This is a genomic window from Geodermatophilus sp. SYSU D00698 (assembly GCF_054050335.1).
Window position 1 is genome coordinate 191,463 of the sequence record NZ_JBJGZD010000007.1, and the last position, 22,871, is coordinate 214,333.

Sequence of the window (22,871 nt, forward strand, 5' to 3'; positions counted from 1 at the left end):
GCCCGTCCCCCCGGGGACGGGCGCCGATGCCGTCTACAGGCCCAGCCGTTTGGCGATGACCTCGTTCATGATCTCGGTCGTCCCGCCGCCGATGCCGAGGATGCGCGCGTCGCGGTAGTGGCGCTCCACCTCGGACTCCCGCATGCAGCCCAGCCCGCCGAAGACCTGCACCGCCTGGTCGACGACGGAGTCGCAGGCGGCCACGGCGGTGTTCTTGGCCATCGACACCTCGGTCACGACGTCCTCGCCGGCCAGCCAGCGCTGCATCACCGCGCGGGTGTAGGTGCGGGCGACGTCGACCTCCCGGGCCATCTCGGCGAGCTTGTGCCGGATGACCTGGCGGGAGGCCAGCGGCCGGCCGAACGTCGACCGCCGCCGCACCCAGTCCAGCGCCAGGTCCAGGCAGCGCGCCGCGGTGGCGTAGGCCTGCACCGCCAGGCTCAGCCGCTCGGACTGGAACTGCCGCATGATCTGGACGAACCCGCTGCCCTCCGGTCCGACCAGGTTCGCCGCCGGCACCCGGACGCCGGTGAAGGACAGCTCCGCGGTGTCCGAGCAGCGCCAGCCCATCTTGTCCAGCCGCCGGCCGACGGTGAACCCCGGCGTGCCCTTGTCGACGACCAGCAGCGAGATGCCGGCGTGGCCCGGACCGCCGGTGCGGACGGCGGTGGTGACGAAGTCCGCCCGCACGCCGCTGGTGATGTAGGTCTTCGCGCCGTCGACGACGTACGCGTCGCCGTCGCGCACCGCCCGCGTCCGCAGCGACGCGACGTCGGAGCCGGCGTCGGGCTCGGTGACGCCGAGTGACCCGATGAGCTCCCCGGCGAGCGTCGGGCGGACGTAGCGGTCGACCAGGGCGGGGGAGCCGTCCGCGACGACGTGCGGCAGCGCGATGCCGTGGGTGAACAGGCTCGCCGCGACCCCGGTCGACCCGCCGCCGAGCAGCAGCTCCTCGGTGACGATCGCCGAGTCGATCGCGTCCCCGCCCCCGCCGCCGACCTCCTCCGGGAAGGCGACGCCGAGCAGCCCGGCGGCGGCCGCCCGGCGGTGCAGCTCCCGCGGCAGCTCGCCGGCGGTCTCCCACTCCTCGACGTGCGGCGCCACCTCGCGGGCGACGAAGTCGCGGGCCAGCCGCCGCAGCGCGACCCGCTCGGGGGTGGTCCAGGGGTCGGCGAGCGCGGCCGTCGTCACCGCTGCACGGCCTCCTCGGCGCCGCCGTACTCCTTGCGCAGCGTCGTCTTGAGCACCTTGCCGGTGGCGTTGCGCGGCAGCTCGGGCACGAACTCCACCCGGGTCGGGCACTTGAAGTGGGCCAGCCGCTCCCGGGCGTAGCCCAGCAGCCCCTCCGCGTCGGCCTCGGCGCCGTCGGCGAGGGCGACGACGGCGACCGGCGTCTCGCCCCAGCGCGGGTCGGGCACCCCGACGACGGCGACCTCGCGCACCGCCGGGTGCCGGTAGAGCACCTGCTCGACCTCGATCGGGTACACGTTCTCGCCGCCCGAGATGATCATGTCCTTCTTGCGGTCGACCAGGGTGACGAAGCCCTCGGCGTCCATCCGGCCCAGGTCGCCGGTGTGGAACCAGCCGTTGCGGAACGCCTCCGCCGTCGCCTCGGGCAGCCCCCAGTAGCCGGCGAACACGTTGGGCCCGCGGACCACCAGCTCGCCGACGACGTCGGTGGCGACGTCCCGGTCGTCCTCGTCGACGATCCGCGCCTCGACGTGCATGAGCGCCCGGCCGATCGAGCCGGCCTTCTCCTTGACGTGGTCGGCGTCGAGGATCGACACCGCCGGCGCGGTCTCGGTCATGCCGAAGCCCTCCTGGAAGGGCAGGCCCTTGCCCTGGAAGAACTCGATGACCGGCAGCGGGCACGGCGCGCCGCCGGTGACGGCCAGCTCCAGCGCCGACAGGTCGTGCCGGTCGAAGTCGGGGACCGCGGTCAGCGCGGCCCACATGGCCGGGACGAGGAACTGCACGGTCGCCCGCGACCGCGCCATCGCCTCGAGGGTCTGCGACGGGTCGAACGACGGCAGGACGACGTTGGTGCCGCCCAGGTAGAGCAGCGGCAGCGTGTGCACGCCCAGCCCGCCGATGTGGAACATCGGCGCGACCGTCACGGTCACGTCGCTCTCCCTGAGCCCGCGGCCGAACGACAGGACGTTGACGACGTTCCAGAAGTGGTTGTCGTGGGTGAGCATCGCCCCCTTGGGGCGGCCGGTCGTGCCGGAGGTGTACATCAGGCAGGACAGGTCGCCGCCGGAGACGTCGGTGCCCAGCGCCCGGGGCTCGCCGGACGCCAGCAGCGGCTCGAAGGCGAGCTCGCCGTCGCCGGCCTCGCCGTCGGCCACCACCCGGTGGCGCACGCGGACCCCCTCCGCGCCCAGCGCGGCGCGGGCGACCGGCGCCAGGGGCCCGGACCACACGAAGACGTCGGCGCCGGAGTCGGCGAGCAGGTAGCTGACCTCCGGCGGCGCCAGGCGCAGGTTCATCGGCACGAAGACCGCGCCGAGCTTGGCGGTGGCGAACATCGTCTCGAGGAAGGCGGGGCTGTTGAGCAGCAGCCCGGCCACCCGGTCGCCCTGCCGGACGCCGAGGTCGCGCAGCGCGCGGGCGAGGGAGTCGGTGCGCCGGTCGAAGTCCGTGTAGGTGAGCCGCCGCTCCCCGAACACCAGGGCGGTGCGGTCCCCGGAGAGGAACGCCCGCCGCGTCGGCCAGCTGCCGATGCCCCTGTCCATGTCTGCCCTCTCCCGCGCTGCTGTGGCCTGGGTCACGGAGTCTGTCGAGGACCTGACGCGGTCGTCAACTGCCCGTGGCGTGTGTCAGGCTGCCCGGGCCCGAGGACGCGGAGGTGGGGCGATGACCGGCACGCAGGCCAGTCCGCAGCAGGACCAGCTCCCCGTGACCGACCGGGGACGGCGCACCCGGGCCGCGCTGCTGCAGGCCGGCCGGGAGCTGTTCGAGGAGCGCGGGTTCGCCGACGTCCGGATCGACGCGGTGTCCGAGCGGGCCGGCGTCTCGCACGGGACCTTCTACACCTGGTTCGACTCCAAGGAGTCGCTGCTGCGCGCGATCGTCGCGGTCGTGGTGGAGGACCTGTTCACCGCCACCGCGGTGGGCCCGCGGCTGCCGGCCGACGCCCCCTACGAGCGGATCGAGGCGGCCAACCGGCTGTACCTGACCGCCGTCACCCGGCACGCCCGGATCCTGCGCGTCCTGGACTCGCTGGCCGACACCCGCGAGGAGTTCCGGCGGCTGCGGGTCGACGTCCGGGAGGCCTTCGTGCGGCGCGGCATGGAGGGCCTGGAGCGGCTGCAGGAGCTGGGGCTGGCCGACGCCTCCCTGCCGCCGCGGGCCACCGCCAGCGCGCTCGGCGCGATGGTCGAGTCGTTCGCGCACCTGTGGCAGGACCCGGTGGAGCACCTCGACGAGGACGCCGCCGTCGAGGTGCTCACCCGGCTGTGGGCCGGCGCCATCGGCCTGCCCCGCTCGGCCTGGCCCGACCGCGGCGCCGGCCGACCGGGCTGAGCTCAGGACGCCCAGGACGGGCGGCGCTTCTCCAGCAGCGCGGCGATGCCCTCCCGCGCCTCGGCCGAGCCGAACCGCTCCGCCGACAGCGCGGCCGTCCGGGCGAGGTCCTCCCGCAGGTCCGTGCCGGGCAGCTCGCGCAGCAGCCGCTTGGTGACGGCGAGCGCCTCCGGCGCGCCGAGCGCCAGCTGCGCCACGAACCCGTCGACCGTGGCGTCGAGCTCGCCGTCGGCCACCGCGCGGTCGAGCAGGCCGGCCTCCCGCGCCCGGGTGCCGTCGAAGGGCTCGCCGGTGAGGAACAGCTCGCGCGCCGCCCGCGGGTCCATCCGCCGCAGGCAGGGGACGGCGATGACCGCCGGCGCGACCCCGATGCGGACCTCGCTGAAGCCGAACGTCGCCCCGGCCGGGCCGACGGCGAGGTCGCAGGCCGCGATCAGCCCGAGCCCCCCGGCGCGGGCGGCGCCGTTGACCCGCGCCACCACGGGCTTCGGCCCCTCCATGAGCAGGGTGAGGACCTCCGGCAGGCCGACCGGCCCGGGACCCCCGCCGGCCCGCTGCTCCTTGAGGTCGGCGCCGGAGCAGAACACCGGCCCGGCGCCGGTGAGCACCAGCACCCGCACCGCGTCGTCGGCGAGCGCGTCCTGCAGGGCGGCGTGCAGCTGCTCGAGCAGTGCCCGGGACAGCGCGTTGCGGTTGCGCGGGGAGTCCAGGGTCACCACCGCCGCCGGCCCGCGGCGGGCGGTGGTGACCAGGGGCGCGTCAGCCACGGAACTCGTCGCGCAGCTCGTGCTTCTGGATCTTGCCGGTGGCGGTCTTCGGCAGCCCGGTGCGGACCTCGATCCGCTTGGGCACCTGGAAGCCGGCCAGGTGCGCCCGACAGTGGGCGAGCAGCCGTTCCGCCAGCGCGGCGGGGTCGGCGTCCGGGTCGGCCGGCACGACGACCCCGGTCACTGCCTCGCCCCAGCGGTCGTCGGGGACGCCGATCACCGCGGCCTCGACGATCTCCGGGGACGCGAGCAGCACCCGCTCCACCTCGACGGAGGAGACGTTCTCGCCGCCGGTCTTGACCATGTCCTTGACCCGGTCGGTGAACCAGACGACGCCCTCGTCGTCGAGGTGGCCGACGTCGCCGGAGTGGAACCAGCCGTGCGCGAACGCGGCGGTGTTGGCCGCCGGGTTGTTCCAGTAGCCGCTCATCACGTGCGGGCCGCGGTAGACGATCTCGCCGGTCTCCCCGGGCGGGAGCAGCCGGCCCGCCGGGTCCATGACCCGGGTGTCGACGGTGACCGTGGACGGCCCCCACGACGCCGCCTTGGTCTCCTGGTGCGACGGCCACTGGAACACCGTCGCCGGCACGCACTCGGTCTGCCCCGAGCCCAGCAGCACCCTCGCGTGGGGGAACGCGGCCGCGATCGCGGTGATCCGCTCCTGCGGCATGGGGGCCATCGCGTAGATGCACAGCTGCACCGAGGACAGGTCCCGCGTCCGGATGCCCGGCGACGCCAGCAGCGCGGCGTACATCATCGGCAGCAGCATCAGGTGGGTCGCCCGGCGGCGCTCGACCACCTCCAGGAAGGCCTCGGGGTCGAAGCCGCCGGGCAGCACCGCGGTGCCGCCGGTGAGCAGGACCGGCAGCAGCAGGGTGTCCAGCGCGGTGGTGTGGAACAGCGGCAGCACGATCGGCAGCACGGAGAACTCGTCGCCGCGCCGGTGGCCGACCTGCAGCGCGTTGCTCAGGACGCCGACGTGCACCGCCAGGTGGCTGGTCAGCACGCCCTTGGGCCGCGCGGTGGTGCCCGAGGTGTACAGGCAGTGCACGGTGTCGCGGTCGTCGACGAGCACCCGCACCGGCGTCGGGTCGGCGGCGACGTCGTCCCAGCGCAGCACCTCCCGCCCGGCGACCTGCGCGGGCGGCGTGTCGCCGGTGACGACCACCCGGGTGACCGCGGGCAGCCCGGGCAGCACGGCCTCCAGCAGCGGCAGGAACACCGGGTCGGCGACGACGGTCGCGGTGCCGGAGTCGGCGAGGATCCACCCGACGTCCTCCGGCGCCAGCATCAGGTTGACCGGCAGCGCGACCAGCCCGGCCTTCGCGCAGCCGAAGAAGCTCGCGGCGAACCGCCACGAGTTGCCGAGCAGGAAGGCGACCGGCTCCTGGTGGCCCACGCCGGCGTCGAGCAGGCCGCGGCCGAAGGCCTCGGCGGCGGCGTCGAGGCGGGCGTAGGTGACCTCCTCCTCGCCGTCGACGATGGCGGTGCGGCCGGCGAACAGCTGCGCGGAACGGGTGAGCATGTCGCCCACCGAGAACCGGGTGGCGAGGTTGAGCTCCAGGGGGTCGATCCCGGACAGGTCAGGACGCACCGCGGTCTCCTCCGCTCTCGGGGGCTGTCGGGCTGACGACCGCGAGGACCGCGCCCGTCTCCACCTGCGCGCCCACGTCGGCGTGCAGGGAGGTGACCACCCCGTCGGCCGGTGCGACCACGGGGTGCTCCATCTTCATGGCCTCGAGGACCAGCACCAGCTGCCCGGCGCGGACCTCGTCGCCCTCGGCCACGGCCACCCGCGTGACGGCACCGGGCATGCCGGCGGTCAGCGAGCCGGGCGCGACCGCGGCGGACGGCTCGGGGAACCGCGGCAGCTCGGTGAACGCCGTCGCGCCGTCGGGGCCGTCGACCCAGCTGCGGTCGCCGTCCACGTGCACCTCGTGGGTGCCGCGCAGCCCGCCGGCCTCGACGACGAGCCGGACCCGGCCGGGGCCGGTCACCTCCGTGCCGAGGACGACGAGGTCCACCGGCTCGCCGTCCACGTCGGCGGTGACGCCGCCGCGGTGCAGCCGGTAGCGCACGGTGCCGGCGTCGAAGGCGGTGGTCTGCGGCACCGTCGGGTTGTTGCGCCAGCCCGAGGGCAGGCCGGCCAGCACCGGCGCGGCCGCCCGCCGCAGCGCCGCCCCCGCGAGCGCGGCGACGACGGCGTGCACGCGGCGCCCGGCGTCGTCGACCAGCGGCGCGGCGAGGACGTCGAGGCCGTGCCGGTCCAGGAAGCCGGTGTCGGTCTCCCCGGCGAGGAACGCCTCGGACCGCAGCACCCGCACGAGCAGGTCGCGGTTGGTGGTGACGCCGTGCAGCCGGGCCCGGGCGAGCGCGCCGGCCAGCGCGAGCGCCGCCGACGCGCGGTCCGGCGCCCAGGCGACGACCTTGGCCAGCATCGGGTCGTAGTGCACGCCGACGTCGTCGCCCGCGCGGAAGCCGCTGTCCAGCCGGATCCCCGGCCCGGGCGGCGTGCGGAACTCGGCGTCGGCGGCGAGCGCGAACCCGGCCAGCCGGCCCGACTGCGGCAGCCAGTCGCGCGCCGGGTCCTCGGCGTACAGGCGCACCTCGATCGCGGCGCCGGACAGCGTCGGCGAGACCGCCTCCGGGGGCAGCGCGCGCCCGGCCGCGACGTCGAACTGCAGCCGGACCAGGTCCAGGCCGGTGACCGCCTCGGTGACCGGGTGCTCGACCTGCAGCCGGGTGTTCATCTCGAGGAACCAGAACTCGCCGCCCTCGTCGAGCAGGAACTCCACGGTGCCCGCGCCGACGTAGCCGATCGCCCGCGCGGCGGCCACGGCGGCGTCCTGCAGCCGCTGCCGCAGCTCCGGCCCGACGGCGGGGGAGGGCGCCTCCTCGACCACCTTCTGGTGCCGGCGCTGGATGGAGCACTCCCGCTCGAACAGCGCAACCGTGTGCCCGTGCCGGTCGCCGAACACCTGCACCTCGACGTGCCGCGGGCGCTCGACCAGCCGCTCGAGGAACACCGTGCCGTCGCCGAACGCCGACGCCGCCTCGCGGCCGGCGCCCTCGACGGCCTCGGCGAGCTCCTCCGGCCCGCGGACGGTGCGCATGCCGCGCCCGCCGCCGCCGAAGGAGGCCTTGACCAGCAGCGGCCAGCCCACCTCCCCGGCGGCCTTCTCCAGCGTGTCCCCGGACAGGCCGGTGGCGTCCACGCTCGGCAGCACCGGCACCCCGGCCCGGGCCATGAGCTCCTTGGCGGCGAGCTTGCTGCCCATCGCCTCCACGGCGTCGGGGTCCGGCCCGACGAACACCAGCCCGGCGTCCTGCACGGCGCGGGCGAAGTCCGCGTTCTCGGAGAGGAAGCCGTAGCCGGGGTGCACGCAGTCGGCGCCGGCGCGCAGCGCGGCGGCCACCACGAGGTCGGCGCGCAGGTAGGTCTCGGCGGGCGTGTTCCCGGGCAGCCGGACCGCGACGTCGGCCTCGGCCACGAACGGCGCCCCGGCGTCGGCGTCGGAGTGCACGGCGACCGTGCGCAGGCCCATCGCGCGGGCGGTGGCGAACACGCGCCGGGCGATCTCGCCGCGGTTGGCGACCAGCACGCACGTGAGGGCGCGGCTCACAGCCGGAACACCCCCCATCCGTCGTGCAGTCCTCTCACCGGCGCGTTGTGGACCGCCGACAGGGCGAGGCCGAGGACGGTGCGGGTGTCGCGGGGGTCGATGATCCCGTCGTCGTAGAGCCGGCCGGAGAGGAACAGCGCCAGCGACTCGGCCTCGATCTGCTGCTCCACCGCCGCGCGCATCGCGGCCGCGGCCTCCTCGTCGTAGTCGCGGCCGCGGGCCCGGGCGCTGGCCCGGCCGACGATGTCGAGCACGCCGGCCAGCTGTGCCGGGCCCATGACCGCGCTCCTGGCGTTGGGCCAGGTGAACAGGAAACGGGGCTCGTAGGCGCGGCCGCACATGCCGTAGTTGCCGGCGCCGTAGGAGGCGCCGATGTTGACGGTGAGGTGCGGGACGGCGCTGTTGGAGACGGCGTTGATCATCTGCGAGCCGGCCTTGATGATCCCGTCCTGCTCGTACTCGGTGCCGACCATGTAGCCGGTGGTGTTCTGCAGGAACAGCAGCGGGGTGTCGGTCTGGTTGGCCAGCTGGATGAACTGCGCGGCCTTCTCCGCGTCCTGCCGGAACAGCACGCCGCGGGCGTTGGCCAGCACGCCGACCGGGTAGCCGTGGATGCTCGCCCACCCGGTGACCAGCGAGGTGCCGTAGAGCGGCTTGTGCTCGTCGAACCGGCTGCCGTCGACGACCCGGGCGAGGACGTCGCGCGGGTCCAGCGGCTGCCGCAGGTCGGCCGGGGCGAGGTCGAGCAGCTCCTCGGGGTCGTGCAGCGGCGGGTCGGCCGGCCGGGAGGGGCCGGGGCCCTGCCTGCGCCAGTTGAGGTTCCGCACGATCCGCCGGCCGATCCGGATGGCGTCGACCTCGTCGACGGCGAGGTGGTCGGCGCTGCCGGAGACCCGCGCGTGCATCGCCGCGCCGCCGAGGGACTCCTCGTCGGCGTCCTCGCCGGTGGCCATCTTCACCAGCGGCGGCCCGGCGAGGAACACCTTGCTGCGGTCCTCGATCATCACGACGTGGTCGCTCATCCCGGGCACGTAGGCGCCGCCGGCGGTGCTGTTGCCGAAGACCAGCGCGACGGTCGGGATGCCCGCGGCCGAGAGCCGGGTGAGGTCGCGGAAGCCGCGGCCGCCGGGGATGAAGATCTCCGACTGGGTGGGCAGGTCGGCGCCGCCGGACTCCACGAGGCTGACGAACGGCAGCCGGTTGACCCGCGCGATGTCGTGCGCCCGGGCGGACTTGCGCAGCGTGTACGGGTTGGACGTGCCGCCGCGCACGGTCGGGTCGTTGGCCGACACCACCACCTCGACGCCCTCGACGACGCCGATGCCCGTGACCGTGCTCGCCCCGACCGGGAAGTCGGTGCCCCACGCGGCGTAGGGGGACAGCTCCAGGAACGGGCTGTCGCGGTCCAGCAGCAGCTCGATCCGCTCGCGCGCGGTGAGCTTGCCGCGCTGCCGGTGCCGGGCCAGCGCCTTCTCGCCGCCGCCGGCGGTGGCCAGCCGGAGCTGTTCCTCCAGCTCGGCCAGCCGCTCGAGCATCGCGGCGCGGTTGCCCGCGGCGCGGTCGTCCAGGACCGTCATCCGTCTCCCTCCGGGGGCAGCAGGCGCTCGGGGACGTCGACCACGCGGGAGCGCAGCCACTCGCCCACGGCCTTGGCCTGCGGGTCGAACCGGGTCCCGGCGGCGACGCCGTCGCCGAGCAGCCCCGGCAGCTGGAACAGCAGCGCCCGCAGCCCGGGCAGCAGCTCGCGGGTGACCGGCAGCGCGGCGGCCTCGGGGAGCAGCGCGCGCAGCCGGTCGGGGGTCAGGAAGGCGGCCAGCCAGACGTAGCCGTCGTCGTCGCGGGCCCAGACCCCGAGGGTGGCCGCGCCGCCCTTGTCGCCGCTGCGGGCGCCGGCGACCCGGCCCAGCGGCACGCGGCGGGTCGGGCCGTCGTCGGCCCAGGCGGGCGGCCCGGGCGGCTCCGGGACGTCGGCGGCCCCCGCGGCGGGGACGGCCGACGGCAGGGTCTCGGTGGTCCCGTCGGGCAGCCCGACCACCTGCGGCACCTCGCCGGCCGGCACCCACGCGGCGGAGTAGACGCCGTACGGGGTCGGGCTCGGCGGCGCGGAGGTGGCGTGGAAGCCGGGGATGCTGGCCAGGCCCAGCTCGATCACCGGCACGGTGAACGACTTGCCCACCCGGCGTCGGTCGCGGTCCTTGACCGTGACGTGCAGCAGCGCGGCGGCCTCCTCCTGCACGCCGGCGTCGGGGGAGTCGGTGCGGGCCAGGGTGACGGTGACGTCCTCGACGCCGGACAGAGCCGGGGCCAGCTGGCGGCGCAGCAGCTCCGCCTTGCGCTCGACCTCCAGCCCCGTCAGCGGCAGCGTCATCGCGTTGCGGAAGCCGCCGAGCCGGTTGACCGCCACCTTGAGCAGCCCCGCCGGTGGCAGCCCGCGCGCGCCGGAGACCTCCACCCGGTCGGGGCCGGCCTGCCGCAGCCGCAGCGTGTCGAAGCGGGTGACGACGTCCGGCCCGCCGTAGCGGCTGCCGGTGAGCTCGTAGAGCAGCTGCTCGGTGACCGTCCCGACCGTCACCGCGCCGCCGGTGCCCGGGTGCTTGGTGATCACCGCCGTGCCGTCGGCGGCGATCTCGGCCAGCGGGAAGCCGGCGTGGTCCAGTGCCGCGGGGTCGGCGTCGAGCAGCTCGGCGAAGAAGCTGTAGTTGCCGCCGGTGGCCTGCGCGCCGCACTCGAGGACGTGCCCGGCCACGGTCGCGCCGGCCAGCGCGTCCCAGTCGTCCGCACCCCAGCCGTGGTGCCAGGCCGCGGGGCCGACGACGAGGCTCGCGTCGGTCACCCGCCCGGTGACGACGACGTCGGCGCCGGCCTGCAGCGCCCGCACGATGCCGCGGCAGCCGAGGTAGGCGTTGGCGGTGAGCGCGTCGTCCACGTCGTGGTCCCCGGGCGGGCGGTCGCCGGCGCGCAGCCGGCCGCGGAGGTCGCCGAGGCGGGGGAGCAGGTCGTCCCCGCTCACGGTGGCGACCCGCACCGGGAGCCCGAGCCGCTCCCCGAGCGCGGTGACCGCGGCGGCCAGGCCCCGCGGGTTCAGCCCGCCGGCGTTGGCCACGACCCGGACGCCGCGCTCCAGCGCGGTGCCCAGGCACTCCTCCAGCTGGGACAGGAAGCTGCGCGCCCACCCGGCGGACGGGTCCTCGGCCTTCTGCCGGCCGAGGATGAGCATGGTCAGCTCGGCCAGGTAGTCGCCGGTGAGGACGTCGACCTCACCGCCGTCGAGCATCTCGCGCATGGCCGCGTGCCGGTCGCCGTAGAACCCGGACACGTTGGCCACCCGCAGCGGCGCCGTCACCGCAGCGGCTCCCGCCCGGCGCCGGGCGGGCCGGCGAAGGCCTGCGCGATGCCCGCCCACTCCTGCGCGGCCGGCCCGGTCACCTCGAGGTCCAGGTCGTCGCGGTGCCGGCGCTGGGTGACCAGCAGGCAGAAGTCGAGCGCGGTCCCGCGGACGACGTCGGCGTCGTCGCCGGGCCCCCAGGTCCAGGCCTCCCCGCCGGGGCCGGTCAGCTCCACCCGCACCGGGCGGTCGGGCACCGGCAGGCCGCGGACGGCGTAGGCGAACGGCCGGGCGCGCACGCCGATCTCGGCGACCGACCGCAGCCGCGCGGTCGGCTCCCGGGTCTGGCCGAGCGCGTCCACGACGTCCTGCCCGTGCGCCCAGGTCTCCATCAGCCGGGCCGTGACGAACGACGCCGGACTCATCGGCGGCCCGAACCACGGCACCCGGACGCCGGGGTCGGCGGCCCGCAGCGCCGCGGCGAGCGCCGCCCGTCCCGACCGCCAGGCGGCGAGCACGTCGGCCGGGGGATCGGCGCGGCCCTCGCGGGTCAGCCGCTCCACGTAGTCGCCGGCGCCCTCCCCGAGGCCGGCCACCAGCGCGGCGAACCCGGCGGGGTCGGTGACGGCGAGCAGCGCGTCCCGGTCGAAGAACCGCAGGTGGTTGACGGTGTCGCGGACGTCCCAGCCGGCCGCGGGGGTGGGGGTCAGCCAGGCGGCGTCGTCGAGCGGGGCGACGCGCGCGTCCAGGTCGGCGGACTCGGCGTCGAGGTCGTCGACCAGCGCCTGCAGCAGCGGGGCGCCGCTCACGCGTCGAACCCGTCCATCCGGGCCAGCACCTGCAGCATCACCTCGTCGGCGCCGCCGCCGATCGAGGCCAGCCGGCTGTCCCGGAAGAACCGGGAGGTCCAGGTCTCCTCCATGTAGCCCATGCCGCCGTGGAACTGCAGGCAGGCGTCGGCCACCTCGCGCAGCAGCCGGCCGGCGGTCAGCTTGGCCACCGTGGCCGCCCGGGTGGTGTCCTCGCCGTCCACGTAGGCCTGCGCGCACGCGTAGTTGTGCGACTGCAGCAGGTCGACCTGCGCCGACAGCTCGGTCAGCCGGAAGACGACGTACTGGTTGGCCGCGAGCGGCCGGCCGAACGCCTGCCGCTGCCGGAGGTGCTCGCGGGTGCGCTCCAGCGCGTGCCGGCAGCTGCCCACCGCGCCGTAGGCGGCGAACATCCGCTCGACGACGAACTGCGCCATCTGCTGCTGGAAGCCGCGGCCGACCGTGCCGATCGTGTTCGACACCGGCACCCGCACGTCGTCGAAGAACAGCTCGGCGGTGTCGGAGGAGCGGTTGCCGAGCTTGTCCAGCTTGCGGGAGACGGAGAACCCGGGGGTGTCGGTGGGGACGACGATCTGGCTCATCCCGCGGTGGCCGCCCTCGTCGGAGGTGCGCGCCAGCAGGCACAGCCAGTCGGCCTGGGTGCCGTTGGTGATGTAGAGCTTGCTGCCGTTGACCACCCACTCGTCGCCGTCCCGCACCGCGCGGGTGCGCAGCCCGGCGACGTCGGAGCCGGCGCCGGGCTCGGTGACGGCGATCGAGCAGACCGCGGTGCCGCGGATCGCGGGTTCCAGGTAGCGGCGCTTGAGCTCGTCGCTGCCGAACTCGTGCAGCGACGGCGTGGCCATCATCGTCTGCACGCCGATCGCCATCGGGACGCCGGCGCAGCCGGACCGGTGCAGCTCCTCGCAGAGGATGACGCTGAACAGGTGGTCGGCGCCCTGCCCGCCGTACTCGGGGTCGTACTCCAGGCCCAGCAGGCCGAGCTCGCCGAGCTTCGGGAACAGCTCGTGCGCCGGGAAGGTGCCGGCCCGCTCCCACTCGTCGACGTGCGGGGCGATCTCCCGCTCGACGACGTCGCGCACCGTCTTCCGGAACGCGGCGTGCTCGCTGGTGAAGCGCATGGGGACCTCCGGCGGAGGCGGCGCGGCGGGGGCCGCGACCGGACTTGACGACGGCGTCAGGTCTATCAGGATGGTGTGACCTGCACAACGATCGGTCGGGCCGACGGGAGGACGCGCGATGAGGCTGGGGCTGTCGCTGGGCTACTGGGGCGCCGGCCCGCCGCCGGGTCAGGCGGAGCTGGTCGCGCTCGCCGAGGACCTCGGCTTCGACTCGGTCTGGACGGCGGAGGCCTACGGGTCCGATGCGCTCACCCCGCTGGCGTGGCTGGGCAGCCGGACGACGCGGCTGCGGCTGGGCACCGGCGTCGTCCAGGTGTCGGCGCGCACCCCGACCGCCACCGCCATGGCCGCGCTCACGCTGGACCACCTCTCCGGCGGCCGCTTCGTCCTCGGCCTGGGCGTCTCCGGACCCCAGGTGGTCGAGGGCTGGTACGGCCAGCCCTATCCCCGGCCGCTGGCACGGACCCGCGAGTACGTGGCGGTGCTCCGGCAGGCCTTCGCCCGCGAGGTGGTCCGCCTCGACGGCGAGCAGTACCGCATCCCGTTCCCCGGTGGCACGGGGCTGGGCAAGGCGCTGCGGCCGACCGTCCACCCGCTGCGCGCGGACCTCCCGGTGCTGCTCGCCGCGGAGGGCCCGAAGAACGTCGCGCTGGCCGCGGAGGTCGCCGACGGCTGGATCCCGCTGTTCTACTCGCCGCACGACGACGCCCACTACCGCGCGGCGCTGGCCGAGGGCTTCGCCCGCCCCGGCGCCCGCCGGACCGCGGACGACTTCGAGGTGGCGTGCACGGTGCCGGTGGAGGTCGACGACGACGTCGACGCCGCGGCCGACCGGGTGCGCCCGATGCTCGCGCTCTACGTCGGCGGCATGGGCGCCCGCGGGGTGAACTTCCACTACGAGGTCTTCGCCCGGATGGGGTTCGAGGCCGAGTGCGCCCGCATCCAGGAGCTCTACCTGTCCGGCGCCAAGGCCGAGGCGGTCGCGGCCGTGCCGCTGGCGATGGTGGAGAAGGTGGCCCTCGTCGGGCCGCGGGCCAAGATCGCCGACGACCTCGCGGCGTGGGAGGCGTCGCCGGTCACCACGATGCTCGTCTCCGGGCCGCCGGAGACGCTGCGGACGATGGCCGAGCTGGTGGGCTGAGTGCCGGGAGGCCGGGTGGCGGTCCACCGCCCGGGTGCCACGATGCGGGGCGTGGCAGCGACCGGCGGCACCGCGTTCGTCCTCGGCGGCGGGGGAGTGCTCGGCGCGGCCGAGGTCGGCATGCTGGGGGCGCTGCTCGAGCGCGGCGTCCGGCCCGACCTGGTCGTGGGCACCTCGGTGGGCGCGATCAACGGCGCGCTCGTCGCCGCCGACCCGACGCCGGCCGCCGTGGACCGGCTGCGCGCGGTGTGGGAGGAGCTGGCCTCCCGGCGGGTGTTCGCCGGGTCGGTGCTCGGCCGGGTCGGCACGCTGGTCCGGACCCGCACGCACCTGCACCCGCGCGAGCCGCTGCGGGAGATGCTCGAGGACGCCCTGCCGGTGTCGACGTTCGAGGAGCTCCCCGTCCCGTTCCAGTGCGTCGCGGCGAGCATCGAGCGGGCGGCCGAGCACTGGTTCACCGACGGCGACCTGGTCGACGCGGTGCTCGCCTCCTGCGCCGTCCCCGGGCTGCTGCCGCCGGTGGAGGTCGACGGCGAGCACTACCTCGACGGCGGCCTGGTGCACAGCATCCCGGTCGGCCGCGCGGTGACGCTGGGCGCCGGCACCGTCTACGTGCTGCACGTCGGGCGGATCGACCGGCCGCTGTCCCCGCCGGCCCGGCCGTGGGAGGTCGCCACGGTCGCCTTCGAGATCGCCCGCCGGCACCGGTTCACCACCGACCTCGCCACGCTGCCGGAGGGGGTCACGGTGCACGTGCTGCCCGCCGGGGACCCGGACCCGCCGGGGGCGGCCAACCTGCGCTACCGCGACTTCTCCGGCGTGCCGGCCCGCATCGAGCGGGCCCGCGCCGCGGCGGGGGAGTACCTGGACCGGGTCGCCGCCGGCCCGGGCGGGGGAGTCTGACGTGCTGCCCCCGCGCCGCGTCCGCCGGGTCGCCGGCCCGCTCCTGGTCGGCGTGCTCGCGCTCGCCGTCCTCCTGCTGCCGGTGCTCGCCGTCGTGGCGGTGCTCGTCTCGTTCTTCCTGCCCGGGCGGCTGCGCGCGCTGCGGCTGCTGTGCTTCGGGCTGGTCTACCTCGGCCTCGAGGTGGCCGGGCTGGCCGCCGCGGCGGTGCTGTGGGTGGCCGCCGGCTTCGGCCGCCGGCTGGACTCCCCGCGCTCCCGGGCGGCGCACTACACGGTGCTGCGGGTGCTGCTCGACGTGCTCATGCGGACCGCGCAGCGGCTGTTCGCGCTGCGGCTGGTCACCGACGGCGAGTCCTGGTCGCCGCTGGACGACGGCGTGCCCGGCTCGACCAACGCCATGGTGGTGCTCTCCCGGCACGCCGGCCCCGGCGACTCGTTCCTGCTGGTGCACACGCTGATGAACCGCGACCACCTGCGCCAGCCGCGGATCGTGCTCAAGGACGTGCTGCAGCTGGACCCGCTGGTCGACGTCTACCTCAACCGGCTGCCCAACTCCTTCGTCCCCGCCGACCCGGCGGCCGGGCGGAGCCCGGAGGAGGCCATCGGCGACCTCGCCCGCGACCTGGGCGAGGAGGACGCGCTGCTGATCTTCCCCGAGGGCGCGAACTACACGCCGCGGCGCAAGGTGCGGGCCGTCCAGCGGCTGCGCGAGCGCGGGCTGCTGGCGGCCGTGCGGCGGGCGGAGGCGATGCGGAACCTGCTGCCCCCGCGCCCCGGCGGCGTCGTCGCAGCGCTGCAGGCGGCCCCGCACGCCGACGTCGTCCTCGTCGCGCACACCGGGCTGGAGCACCTGAGCACGGTCCGGGACGTGTGGCGGGGGCTGCCCATCGACAAGACGCTGCACCTGCGGTGGTGGTTCATCCCGGCCGCGGAGGTGCCGCGCGGCGAGGCGGAGCTGACCGACTGGCTCTACCGCTGGTGGGAGACCATCGACGACTGGATCAGCACGACCTCGGCGACGGTCAGATGACCGATGCCCCGCCGTCCGCGGGGCAACGAGCGTGGGAGGCGGACCCCGCACCCCCGAGGAGGTCGTCGTGACCGGTGCCCCTCCCGTCCCCACCGTCGTGCTGGTCCACGGCGCGTTCGCCGACAGCTCCGGGTGGAACGGCGTGATCGCGCGCCTGTTCGCGGCCGGCGTCCGCGCGCAGGCGGTGCCCAACCCCCTGCGCGGGATCCCCGCCGACACCGAGTACGTCGCCGCCGCGCTGCAGCAGGTCCCGGGCCCGGTGCTCGCCGTCGGCCACTCCTACGGGGGCGCGGTGGTCACCAACGCCGCCGCCCGCGCGGACGACGTGGTCGGCCTCGTCTACGTCGCGGCGTTCGCGCCCGACGAGGGCGAGCTCCTCGCCGACGTCGAGGGCGGGTCGGTCGACAGCGTCCTGATGAGCGCGCTCGAGGAGCGCTCCTACCCGACCCCCGAGGGGCCGCGGACGGAGTGGGTGATCCGCGCCGACCGCTTCCACGACGCCTTCGCCGCGGACCTCCCGTCCGCGGTGACCGCCGTGATGGCCGCGACCCAGCGGCCGGTGTCGGTGCTCGGCTTCACCGTGCCGAGCGGCACCCCCGCCTGGCGCACGCTGCCGTCGTGGGCCGTGGTGCCGACCGGCGACCGGGCCGCCGGCACCGACGTGCTGCGCTCCATGGCCCGGCGGGCCGGCGCGGACGTCGTCGAGACCGAGGGCTCGCACGCGGTCATGATCTCGCAGCCGCAGGTGGTGGCCGACGTCATCCTGCGGGCGCTGGACTCGCTCGCCCGCGGCGTGACCCCGCCGGTGCCGGCCGGCGTCTGACCGCGGCCGCCGGCCCCGCCGGTCAGCCGCCGAAGCGCTCGAGCCGGACCGCGGACGGGTCGTGGCCGAGGTCGACCAGCGCCGTGGCGACGCCCTCCACGAAGTAGGTCGGGCCGCAGACGAAGGTGCGCGGCCGCGCCTCCGGGCCGAAGGCGTGTTCCTCCAGCAGCGCGCGGTCCACCCGGCGGGTCGGGCCCGTCCACCCGGGCGGCGCGGCGCGGGTGAGGGTGACCGTGGTCTCCGGCCCGAGCGAGCCGCGGCCGAGGAGGTCCTCGGCGCTGCGCGCGGAGTACAGGAGGCGCACCGGCGTCGTCCCGCCGGTGCGGCGGCGGTGCTCCAGCATCGACAGGAACGGGGCCACGCCCGCGCCCCCGGCCACCAGCTGCACCGGCCGGCGCTCGCCGCGCTCGGAGTCCGCGCGCGCCGACCACACGAAGTACCCGCCGATGGGGCCGCGCAGCTCCACCACGTCGCCCGCGCGCAGCTCGTCGGTCAGGTACGGCGACACCTCGCCGTCGGGCAGCCGCTCCACGAGCAGGGAGACGGCCGGCTCCTCGGGCGCCGAGGCGATCGAGTAGCTGCGCTGCACCGTGTAGCCGTCCTCCGCGGTGAGGCGGAGGTCGACGTGCTGGCCCGGGAGGTGCCCGGTCCAGCCGGGCACCTCGAAGGACAGCCGCCGCACCCGGGCCGTCTCGGCGACGCCGCCGGTCAGCGTCGCCGGCAGCCAGGTCAGTCGCCGCTGTACCGCTGTTCCAGCCACGGGTCACCGCGGTCGTGGTAGCCGAAGGTCTCCCAGAAGCCGGGCTCGTCGACCCGGCCCAGCGCGAAGCCGCGCAGCCACTTGGCGCTCTTCCAGAAGTACAGGTGGGGCACCAGCAGCCGGGCCGGCCCGCCGTGCTCCGGGGGCAGCGGCTCGCCCTCGTAGGTGTCGACCACCCAGGCGCGGCCGCCGGTGACGTCGGCGAGCGGCAGGTTCGTGGTGTACCCGCCGTCGCAGAACGCCAGCACGAAGGCGGCCGCCGGCGGGAGGTCGGCCAGCAGCGTGTCGACGGCGACGCCCTCCCACCGGGTGCCGAACTTCGACCACTTGGTGACGCAGTGGATGTCGACCGAGACGGACTCGCGGGGCAGCGCCCGGAACTCGTCCCACGTCCAGCGGCGCACGCCGTCGACCTCGCCCTGGACGGTGAGGTCCCACTCGGCCAGCGGCGTGCGCGGGGTCGGCCCGGCGGAGAGCACGGGGAAGGCGTCGCCGACGTCGTACTGCCCGGGTGGCAGCCGGTCGGCCGGGGTCGCGGCCGAGGTGCGGTGGCCGAACCCGCGGGAGATCAGGGACATGGCGGCTCCTCCCGACGACGTCCCGACTGTGCCGGGGCGGCCGCCCGGCGGCATCGGTCGATCGACCGCCGTCACCGCTCGGACGGCGGTCGCGGGGTCGGCACCCCGGCCAGCGCGTCGCGCAGCGCGGCGCGGGCGGTGACGCCGAGCTTGGGGAACGCGCGGTAGAGGTGCGCCCCGACGGTGCGGGGGGAGAGGAACAGGCGGGTGCCGATCTGCTTGTTCGACAGCCCGGAGGCGGCGAGCATCGCGATCTCGTACTCCTGCGCGGTCAGCGAGGCCGGGCCCGGCCCGCCGTCCGTGCGGCGCGCGGACGGCCCGGTGGCCCGCAGCTCCGCCGACGCGCGCGCGGCCCACGGGGTCGCGCCGAGCCGCTCGAGGACCTCCAGCGCCGCGGCCAGCTGCTCGCGGGCGGCGCCGGGCGCCCGCGCCCGCCGCAGGTGCTCCCCGTGGGCCAGCCGCACCCGGGCGAGCTCGAAGGGGTGCTCCTGCGCCCCGGGGACGGCGAGCGCGGCCTCGAAGCACCCCCGCGCCTCCTCCTCCGGCGCGACCAGCGCGGCCGCCCCCGCCAGCAGCAGCGCGGGCCCCGACGCGGCGGCGGAGACGGGCGCGCGCCGCAGGGCGGCGACGTGGGCGGCGGCCTGGGCCCGCCGGCCGGTCCGCACCGCCGCCTCGACCACGTCCAGCGCGGCGGACAGCGCGACCGGCGCGTGCGGGGCGAGCCGGCCCGCCGGGCCGAGCGCCGCGAGGTGCCGGGCGGCGTCGTCGTACTCGCCGCGGCCGAGGGCGGCCAGGCCGCGCGCGTGGGCGGCCAGGTGCACGGCGAGCCCGGCCCCGTGCGCGGCCGCGGCCGCGGCCAGGTCACCGGCGCGGGACCGGACGGCCTCCTCGTCGCCGCGCGCGGCGGCGAGCAGCGCCAGGACGTGAACGGCGGGCAGGGCGAGCAGCCGGTACCCGAGCCGCCCGGCCTCGCCGACCGCCTCCGCGGCGGTGCGCCCGGCCTCGTCCCAGCGGCCGGCGGCGAACCCGTCCTGCGCCAGCAGCACCCGGGCGGCGAGGGCGGCGGCGCGGCTCCCGCCCCCTCCGGCGGCGATCCGCCGGAGGGCCGGGCGGCAGGCGGTGAGCCGGCCGGCGGGGGCGGCGGCGGCCGCGACCCGGACGACCGACACCGGGTCGGCGTCGGTCTGCACCGCGGTCACCAGGTCGTCGAGCCGGCCGAGGTCGGCGCGGGTGGCCCGGGCGGGGTCCGCGAGCGTGCGGGCGGCCACGGCCAGCACGGGCGGGACGTCGGTCCCCAGCCGGGCGAGGGCGTCGTCGAACGGGCGCCAGAGGTCCTCCCGGCCGGCGAGGTGGCAGGCGAGCAGCAGGGGCGGGAGGGCGTCCGCGACGGCGGCCGGGCCGGGTCCCTCGTCGAGCGCGGTCCCGGCGGCGCGGGCGAGCACGAGGTGCGCGGTGCCGACGTCGCCCCCGGCGTGCAGCAGGTGCGCGGCGGCGGCCGCGGCGACCGCCGGGGAGCGGCCGGCGCGCGGGTCGGCGGCCCGCGCCCGCGCGAGCATCCCGGGCACGGCCGGGAGGTCGCCGGTCGTGTCCACCGTCGCGGCGGCGGCCGCGGCCAGCCGGCGGGCGCGGGCGGCCCCGGGCGGGGTGAGGTCCGCGGCCCGGAGCAGGAGGGCGACCGCGCCGGCCCCGTCCCCGCGCTGCCTGGCCCGGCCGGCCGCCCGCTCGAGCAGGCCGGCCGCCTCGCCGTCCGGCCCGACGGCGGCCTGCGCCAGGTGCCCGGCGCAGCGCTCCGGGTCCCCGGCCAGCGCCCGCGCCAGCGCGGCGTGCGCCCGCCGGCGGTCACCGCTGCTCGCCAGCTCCACGGCGGCCGCCCCGGTGAGCGGGTGCCGCAGCGCCACGCGCCCGGCGGCCAGGTCGACGCGGACCAGCCGCGCGCGCTCGGCCGGGGCGAGGTCGTCCAGCCAGCCGTCGTCGCTCCACCGGCCGTCGGCCAGGGCGGCCGCGCGCAGCGCGCGCAGGTCGTCGGTGCCCTCGAGCGCGGCCAGCAGGAGCAGCGCACGCGTGGGGGCCGGCAGGGCGCCGACCGGCCGGGCGAAGGCGGCGTGCAGCCGCGTCCCGGGCGGGAGGGGCACCGGCCCGCCGTCGTCACCGGTCAGGACGGCGGGCAGCTCGAGCAGCGCCAGCGGGTTGCCCCGCGCCGCGTCGAGGACCCGCCGGCGCACGCCCGCGGGCAGCGCGGGGGCGCGGGTGCGCAGCAGCTCCGCCGACGCGGCGTCGTCCAGCGGGCCGAGCTCGAGGCGGGGCAGCCCGGTGTCCGGCAGCAGCGGGTCGCCGCCGGTCCGCGCGGCGGCCAGGAACCCGCAGCGGCGGCCGGGGAGCCGGCGGGCGACGAGGCCGAGCACCCGCGCGCTGGACCGGTCCAGCTCCGGCAGGTCGTCGACGACCAGGAGGACCGGCCGCCCCCGCGCCGCGCGGTCGACCAGGGCCAGGACCGCGGACGCCACGGCCAGCGGGCCGGGCGGCGCCCCGGGCCGGAGACCGAGGACGGCCGCGAGGGCGCCGCCGGGCGGGCCCTCGGGCCCGTCGAGCAGCGGCAGGAGGAGCTGGGACAGGCCGGCGTGGCCGACCTCGGTCTCGGACCCCACGCCCGCGGCCCGCAGCACCAGCGCCCCGGCCGCGGCCGCCGTCCCCGCCGCCGCGTCGAGCACCGCGGTCCTCCCGACGCCGGGGTCGCCGGTCACGACGAGCGCGTCGCCCCGGTCGACGGCCCGCGCGAGGAACGCCCGGACGACGCCGTCCTCGGTCTCCCGGCCGACCAGCCCGCTGCCTCCGGTCGTGGTGTCGCCCACGGGGGCCTCCCTCGACTCGCCGCCCGGACGGTCGCTCCGTGCCGGCGTCGTGGTTCGCCCCGTGGAGGTGCGAGTCTCCCGCAGCGGGCGCGGCGGCGGCAGGGGTGCGCGACCGGCGGGGACGGTCGGATGACCGATGCGCGGCCCGGCGCCCGGCGCGACAGTGGCCGCCACGGCGGCGCCCGCGGCCGGGGGAGGGGACGGCGATGGACCTGTCCGAGCACCTGCCCGACGGGACCGGCGGAGCGCCCTCCGGGGTCGACGAGCGCCGGCTGGACGGCAACGCGGCGGCCGGCGTCCTGGCCGAGGTGCTCACCGCCGAGGCGACCGCGGCGGTCTCCACCTGCACCTACTGCGGCGGCCGCGCCCCGCTGGGCGCGCACCTGGTCTACGCCGACGCGCCCGCCCTCGTGCTCCGCTGCCCCACCTGCATGCAGGTCGTCCTGCGCTGCGGTTCGGACGCCTCCGGCACCCGGCTGGAGATGAGCGGCATCCGGCTCCTGTGGTGGTCCCCGGAGCCGGCCGGCGGGACCGGCACCGGCGCCGGCACCGGCAGCTGAGCCCCGTCGAGGAGAGGTCCGGGGAGATGGCGACTCCCGCGCTGCTGCCCACCGAGGGCCGGATGCCGGCGCTCGACGGGGCGACCGGGTGGCTGAACACCGAGCCGCTGACGACCGGGGCGCTGCGCGGCCGCGTCGTCCTCGTCGACTTCTGCACCTTCACGTGCATCAACTGGCTGCGGACCCTGCCGTACGTGCGGGCGTGGGCCGACCGGTACCGGGACGACGGGCTGGTCGTCCTCGGCGTGCACACGCCGGAGTTCTCCTTCGAGCGGGACGCCGGCGCCGTGCGCCGGGCGCTCGAGGCCCTGCGCGTCACCCACCCGGTCGCGCTGGACAGCGGGTACGCGATCTGGCACGCCTTCGCCAACCACTACTGGCCGGCGCTGTACTTCGTCGACGTCACCGGGCGCATCCGCCACCACTGGTTCGGGGAGGGGGACGAGACGCGGTCGGAGACGGTGCTGCAGCAGCTGCTGGCCGAGGCCGGCGCCGACGTCCTCGGCCGCGACTCGGTGACGGTCGTCGGCGAGGGCGTCGAGGCCCCCGCCGACTGGGCCGCCCTGGGCTCGCCGGAGGAGTACCTCGGCCACGGCCGGTCGACGGCCTTCGCGTCCCCGCAGGGCACGGTCCCCGACCGGTCGCACGCGTACGAGGTCCCTGCGCGGCTGCGGCCCGGCTCCTGGGCGGCGGCCGGGCGGTGGACCGTGGGCGCCGAGGCCGCGGTGCTCGACGAGCCCGGCGGGCGGCTGGCCTGCCGTTTCCGCGCCCGCGACCTGCACCTGGTGATGGGGCCGGTCGCCCCGGGGGTCTCCGTGCCCTTCCGGGTGCGCCTGGACGGGCGCCCGCCGGGGGAGGCGGCCGGCGGCGACGTGGACGCGCGGGGGCACGGCGTGGCCACCGGCCGGCGGCTCCACCAGCTGGTCCGGCAGCGGGGCCCGGTCGAGGACCGGCTGTTCGAGATCGAGTTCACCGCCCCGGGCGTCGCCGCGTACGTCCTCACCTTCGGCTAGACCGACGCGCCTCCAGGAGGGAG

19 protein-coding genes are annotated in these 22,871 nt (G+C 76.9%); 7 read left to right on the forward strand and 12 right to left on the reverse strand.

Going from position 1 to position 22,871, the window contains the following annotated elements; all coding sequences use genetic code 11:
- Positions 1-33: 33 nt before the first annotated feature.
- Complete coding sequence (locus tag ACI8AB_RS09190) at positions 34-1,191, reverse strand: acyl-CoA dehydrogenase family protein (RefSeq protein WP_456949877.1); 1,158 nt, start codon at positions 1,189-1,191, stop codon at positions 34-36.
- Positions 1,188-2,735, reverse strand: a complete 1,548-nt coding sequence (locus tag ACI8AB_RS09195) for an acyl-CoA synthetase (RefSeq protein WP_456949878.1) — start codon at positions 2,733-2,735, stop codon at positions 1,188-1,190. Before ACI8AB_RS09195 ends, ACI8AB_RS09190 begins: the two co-directional genes overlap by 4 nt.
- 121 nt (positions 2,736-2,856) lie before the next feature.
- Between ACI8AB_RS09195 and ACI8AB_RS09200 the strand changes: the two genes are divergently transcribed.
- Positions 2,857-3,525, forward strand: a complete 669-nt coding sequence (locus ACI8AB_RS09200; RefSeq protein WP_456949879.1) for a TetR/AcrR family transcriptional regulator — start codon at positions 2,857-2,859, stop codon at positions 3,523-3,525.
- Between the two features lie 2 nt (positions 3,526-3,527).
- Here the strand turns inward: ACI8AB_RS09200 and ACI8AB_RS09205 are convergent, their stop codons facing one another.
- From ACI8AB_RS09205 to ACI8AB_RS09235, 7 genes are read right to left on the reverse strand one after another with little or no spacing between them, the layout of a single operon-like run.
- A complete protein-coding gene (locus ACI8AB_RS09205; protein WP_456949880.1) occupies positions 3,528-4,292 on the reverse strand; it encodes an enoyl-CoA hydratase-related protein in 765 nt (254 codons plus the stop codon).
- Positions 4,285-5,886 carry a class I adenylate-forming enzyme family protein gene (locus ACI8AB_RS09210; protein WP_456949881.1) on the reverse strand — a complete coding sequence of 534 codons (1,602 nt, stop codon included), beginning with the start codon at positions 5,884-5,886 and terminating at the stop codon, positions 4,285-4,287. Before ACI8AB_RS09210 ends, ACI8AB_RS09205 begins: the two co-directional genes overlap by 8 nt.
- Positions 5,876-7,915: an ATP-binding protein gene (locus tag ACI8AB_RS09215; RefSeq protein WP_456949882.1), complete on the reverse strand. Its 2,040-nt coding sequence runs from the start codon at positions 7,913-7,915 to the stop codon at positions 5,876-5,878. The genes ACI8AB_RS09210 and ACI8AB_RS09215 overlap by 11 nt, the downstream gene beginning before the upstream one ends.
- Positions 7,912-9,492 carry an acyl-CoA carboxylase subunit beta gene (locus tag ACI8AB_RS09220; RefSeq protein WP_456949883.1) on the reverse strand — a complete coding sequence of 527 codons (1,581 nt, stop codon included), beginning with the start codon at positions 9,490-9,492 and terminating at the stop codon, positions 7,912-7,914. The genes ACI8AB_RS09215 and ACI8AB_RS09220 overlap by 4 nt, the downstream gene beginning before the upstream one ends.
- Complete coding sequence (locus ACI8AB_RS09225) at positions 9,489-11,258, reverse strand: acyclic terpene utilization AtuA family protein (RefSeq protein WP_456949884.1); 1,770 nt, start codon at positions 11,256-11,258, stop codon at positions 9,489-9,491. Before ACI8AB_RS09225 ends, ACI8AB_RS09220 begins: the two co-directional genes overlap by 4 nt.
- Complete coding sequence (locus ACI8AB_RS09230) at positions 11,255-12,049, reverse strand: TIGR03084 family metal-binding protein (protein ID WP_456949885.1); 795 nt, start codon at positions 12,047-12,049, stop codon at positions 11,255-11,257. Before ACI8AB_RS09230 ends, ACI8AB_RS09225 begins: the two co-directional genes overlap by 4 nt.
- Positions 12,046-13,191 carry an acyl-CoA dehydrogenase family protein gene (locus ACI8AB_RS09235; RefSeq protein WP_387988996.1) on the reverse strand — a complete coding sequence of 382 codons (1,146 nt, stop codon included), beginning with the start codon at positions 13,189-13,191 and terminating at the stop codon, positions 12,046-12,048. The genes ACI8AB_RS09230 and ACI8AB_RS09235 overlap by 4 nt, the downstream gene beginning before the upstream one ends.
- A 118-nt stretch (positions 13,192-13,309) precedes the next feature.
- Between ACI8AB_RS09235 and ACI8AB_RS09240 the strand changes: the two genes are divergently transcribed.
- From ACI8AB_RS09240 to ACI8AB_RS09255, 4 genes are all read left to right on the forward strand, one after another.
- Positions 13,310-14,332: an LLM class F420-dependent oxidoreductase gene (locus tag ACI8AB_RS09240; protein WP_456949886.1), complete on the forward strand. Its 1,023-nt coding sequence runs from the start codon at positions 13,310-13,312 to the stop codon at positions 14,330-14,332.
- Between the two features lie 51 nt (positions 14,333-14,383).
- The gene (locus tag ACI8AB_RS09245) at positions 14,384-15,235 is read left to right on the forward strand and encodes a patatin-like phospholipase family protein (protein WP_387989000.1); all 852 of its coding nucleotides are present in this window, start codon (positions 14,384-14,386) and stop codon (positions 15,233-15,235) included.
- 1 nt (position 15,236) lies between these two features.
- Entirely contained in the window at positions 15,237-16,265 is a 1,029-nt protein-coding gene (locus ACI8AB_RS09250) for a lysophospholipid acyltransferase family protein (protein WP_456949887.1), read from the forward strand.
- A 67-nt stretch (positions 16,266-16,332) separates the two neighbouring features.
- Entirely contained in the window at positions 16,333-17,088 is a 756-nt protein-coding gene (locus tag ACI8AB_RS09255) for an alpha/beta fold hydrolase (RefSeq protein WP_456949888.1), read from the forward strand.
- A gap of 22 nt (positions 17,089-17,110) precedes the next feature.
- On the opposite strand, the gene ACI8AB_RS09260 is transcribed toward ACI8AB_RS09255, so the two are convergent.
- The 3 genes from ACI8AB_RS09260 to ACI8AB_RS09270 form a co-directional block, all read right to left on the reverse strand.
- Positions 17,111-17,848 (reverse strand): ferredoxin reductase, encoded by a 738-nt coding sequence (locus ACI8AB_RS09260; protein WP_456949889.1) that lies wholly within the window; start codon positions 17,846-17,848, stop codon positions 17,111-17,113.
- A complete protein-coding gene (locus ACI8AB_RS09265; RefSeq protein WP_456949890.1) occupies positions 17,818-18,426 on the reverse strand; it encodes a molybdopterin-dependent oxidoreductase in 609 nt (202 codons plus the stop codon). Before ACI8AB_RS09265 ends, ACI8AB_RS09260 begins: the two co-directional genes overlap by 31 nt.
- A 71-nt stretch (positions 18,427-18,497) precedes the next feature.
- Positions 18,498-21,275 carry a LuxR C-terminal-related transcriptional regulator gene (locus tag ACI8AB_RS09270; RefSeq protein WP_456949891.1) on the reverse strand — a complete coding sequence of 926 codons (2,778 nt, stop codon included), beginning with the start codon at positions 21,273-21,275 and terminating at the stop codon, positions 18,498-18,500.
- 206 nt (positions 21,276-21,481) lie between these two features.
- Between ACI8AB_RS09270 and ACI8AB_RS09275 the strand changes: the two genes are divergently transcribed.
- Positions 21,482-21,835 (forward strand): DUF6510 family protein, encoded by a 354-nt coding sequence (locus ACI8AB_RS09275; RefSeq protein WP_456949892.1) that lies wholly within the window; start codon positions 21,482-21,484, stop codon positions 21,833-21,835.
- Between the two features lie 26 nt (positions 21,836-21,861).
- Positions 21,862-22,848, forward strand: a complete 987-nt coding sequence (locus ACI8AB_RS09280) for a thioredoxin (RefSeq protein WP_456949893.1) — start codon at positions 21,862-21,864, stop codon at positions 22,846-22,848.
- Positions 22,849-22,871 lie beyond the last annotated feature (23 nt).

Excerpts from the sequence above, each read along its gene's own strand:
- ACI8AB_RS09195 (WP_456949878.1), bottom strand. The coding sequence starts at position 2,735 with ATGGACAGGGGCATCGGCAGCTGGCCGACGCGGCGGGCGTTCCTCTCC.
- ACI8AB_RS09200 (WP_456949879.1), top strand. The coding sequence starts at position 2,857 with ATGACCGGCACGCAGGCCAGTCCGCAGCAGGACCAGCTCCCCGTGACC.
- ACI8AB_RS09220 (WP_456949883.1), bottom strand. The coding sequence starts at position 9,492 with ATGACGGTCCTGGACGACCGCGCCGCGGGCAACCGCGCCGCGATGCTC.
- ACI8AB_RS09235 (WP_387988996.1), bottom strand. The coding sequence starts at position 13,191 with ATGCGCTTCACCAGCGAGCACGCCGCGTTCCGGAAGACGGTGCGCGAC.
- ACI8AB_RS09240 (WP_456949886.1), top strand. The coding sequence starts at position 13,310 with ATGAGGCTGGGGCTGTCGCTGGGCTACTGGGGCGCCGGCCCGCCGCCG.
- ACI8AB_RS09265 (WP_456949890.1), bottom strand. The coding sequence starts at position 18,426 with ATGTCCCTGATCTCCCGCGGGTTCGGCCACCGCACCTCGGCCGCGACC.
- ACI8AB_RS09275 (WP_456949892.1), top strand. The coding sequence starts at position 21,482 with ATGGACCTGTCCGAGCACCTGCCCGACGGGACCGGCGGAGCGCCCTCC.
- ACI8AB_RS09280 (WP_456949893.1), top strand. The coding sequence starts at position 21,862 with ATGGCGACTCCCGCGCTGCTGCCCACCGAGGGCCGGATGCCGGCGCTC.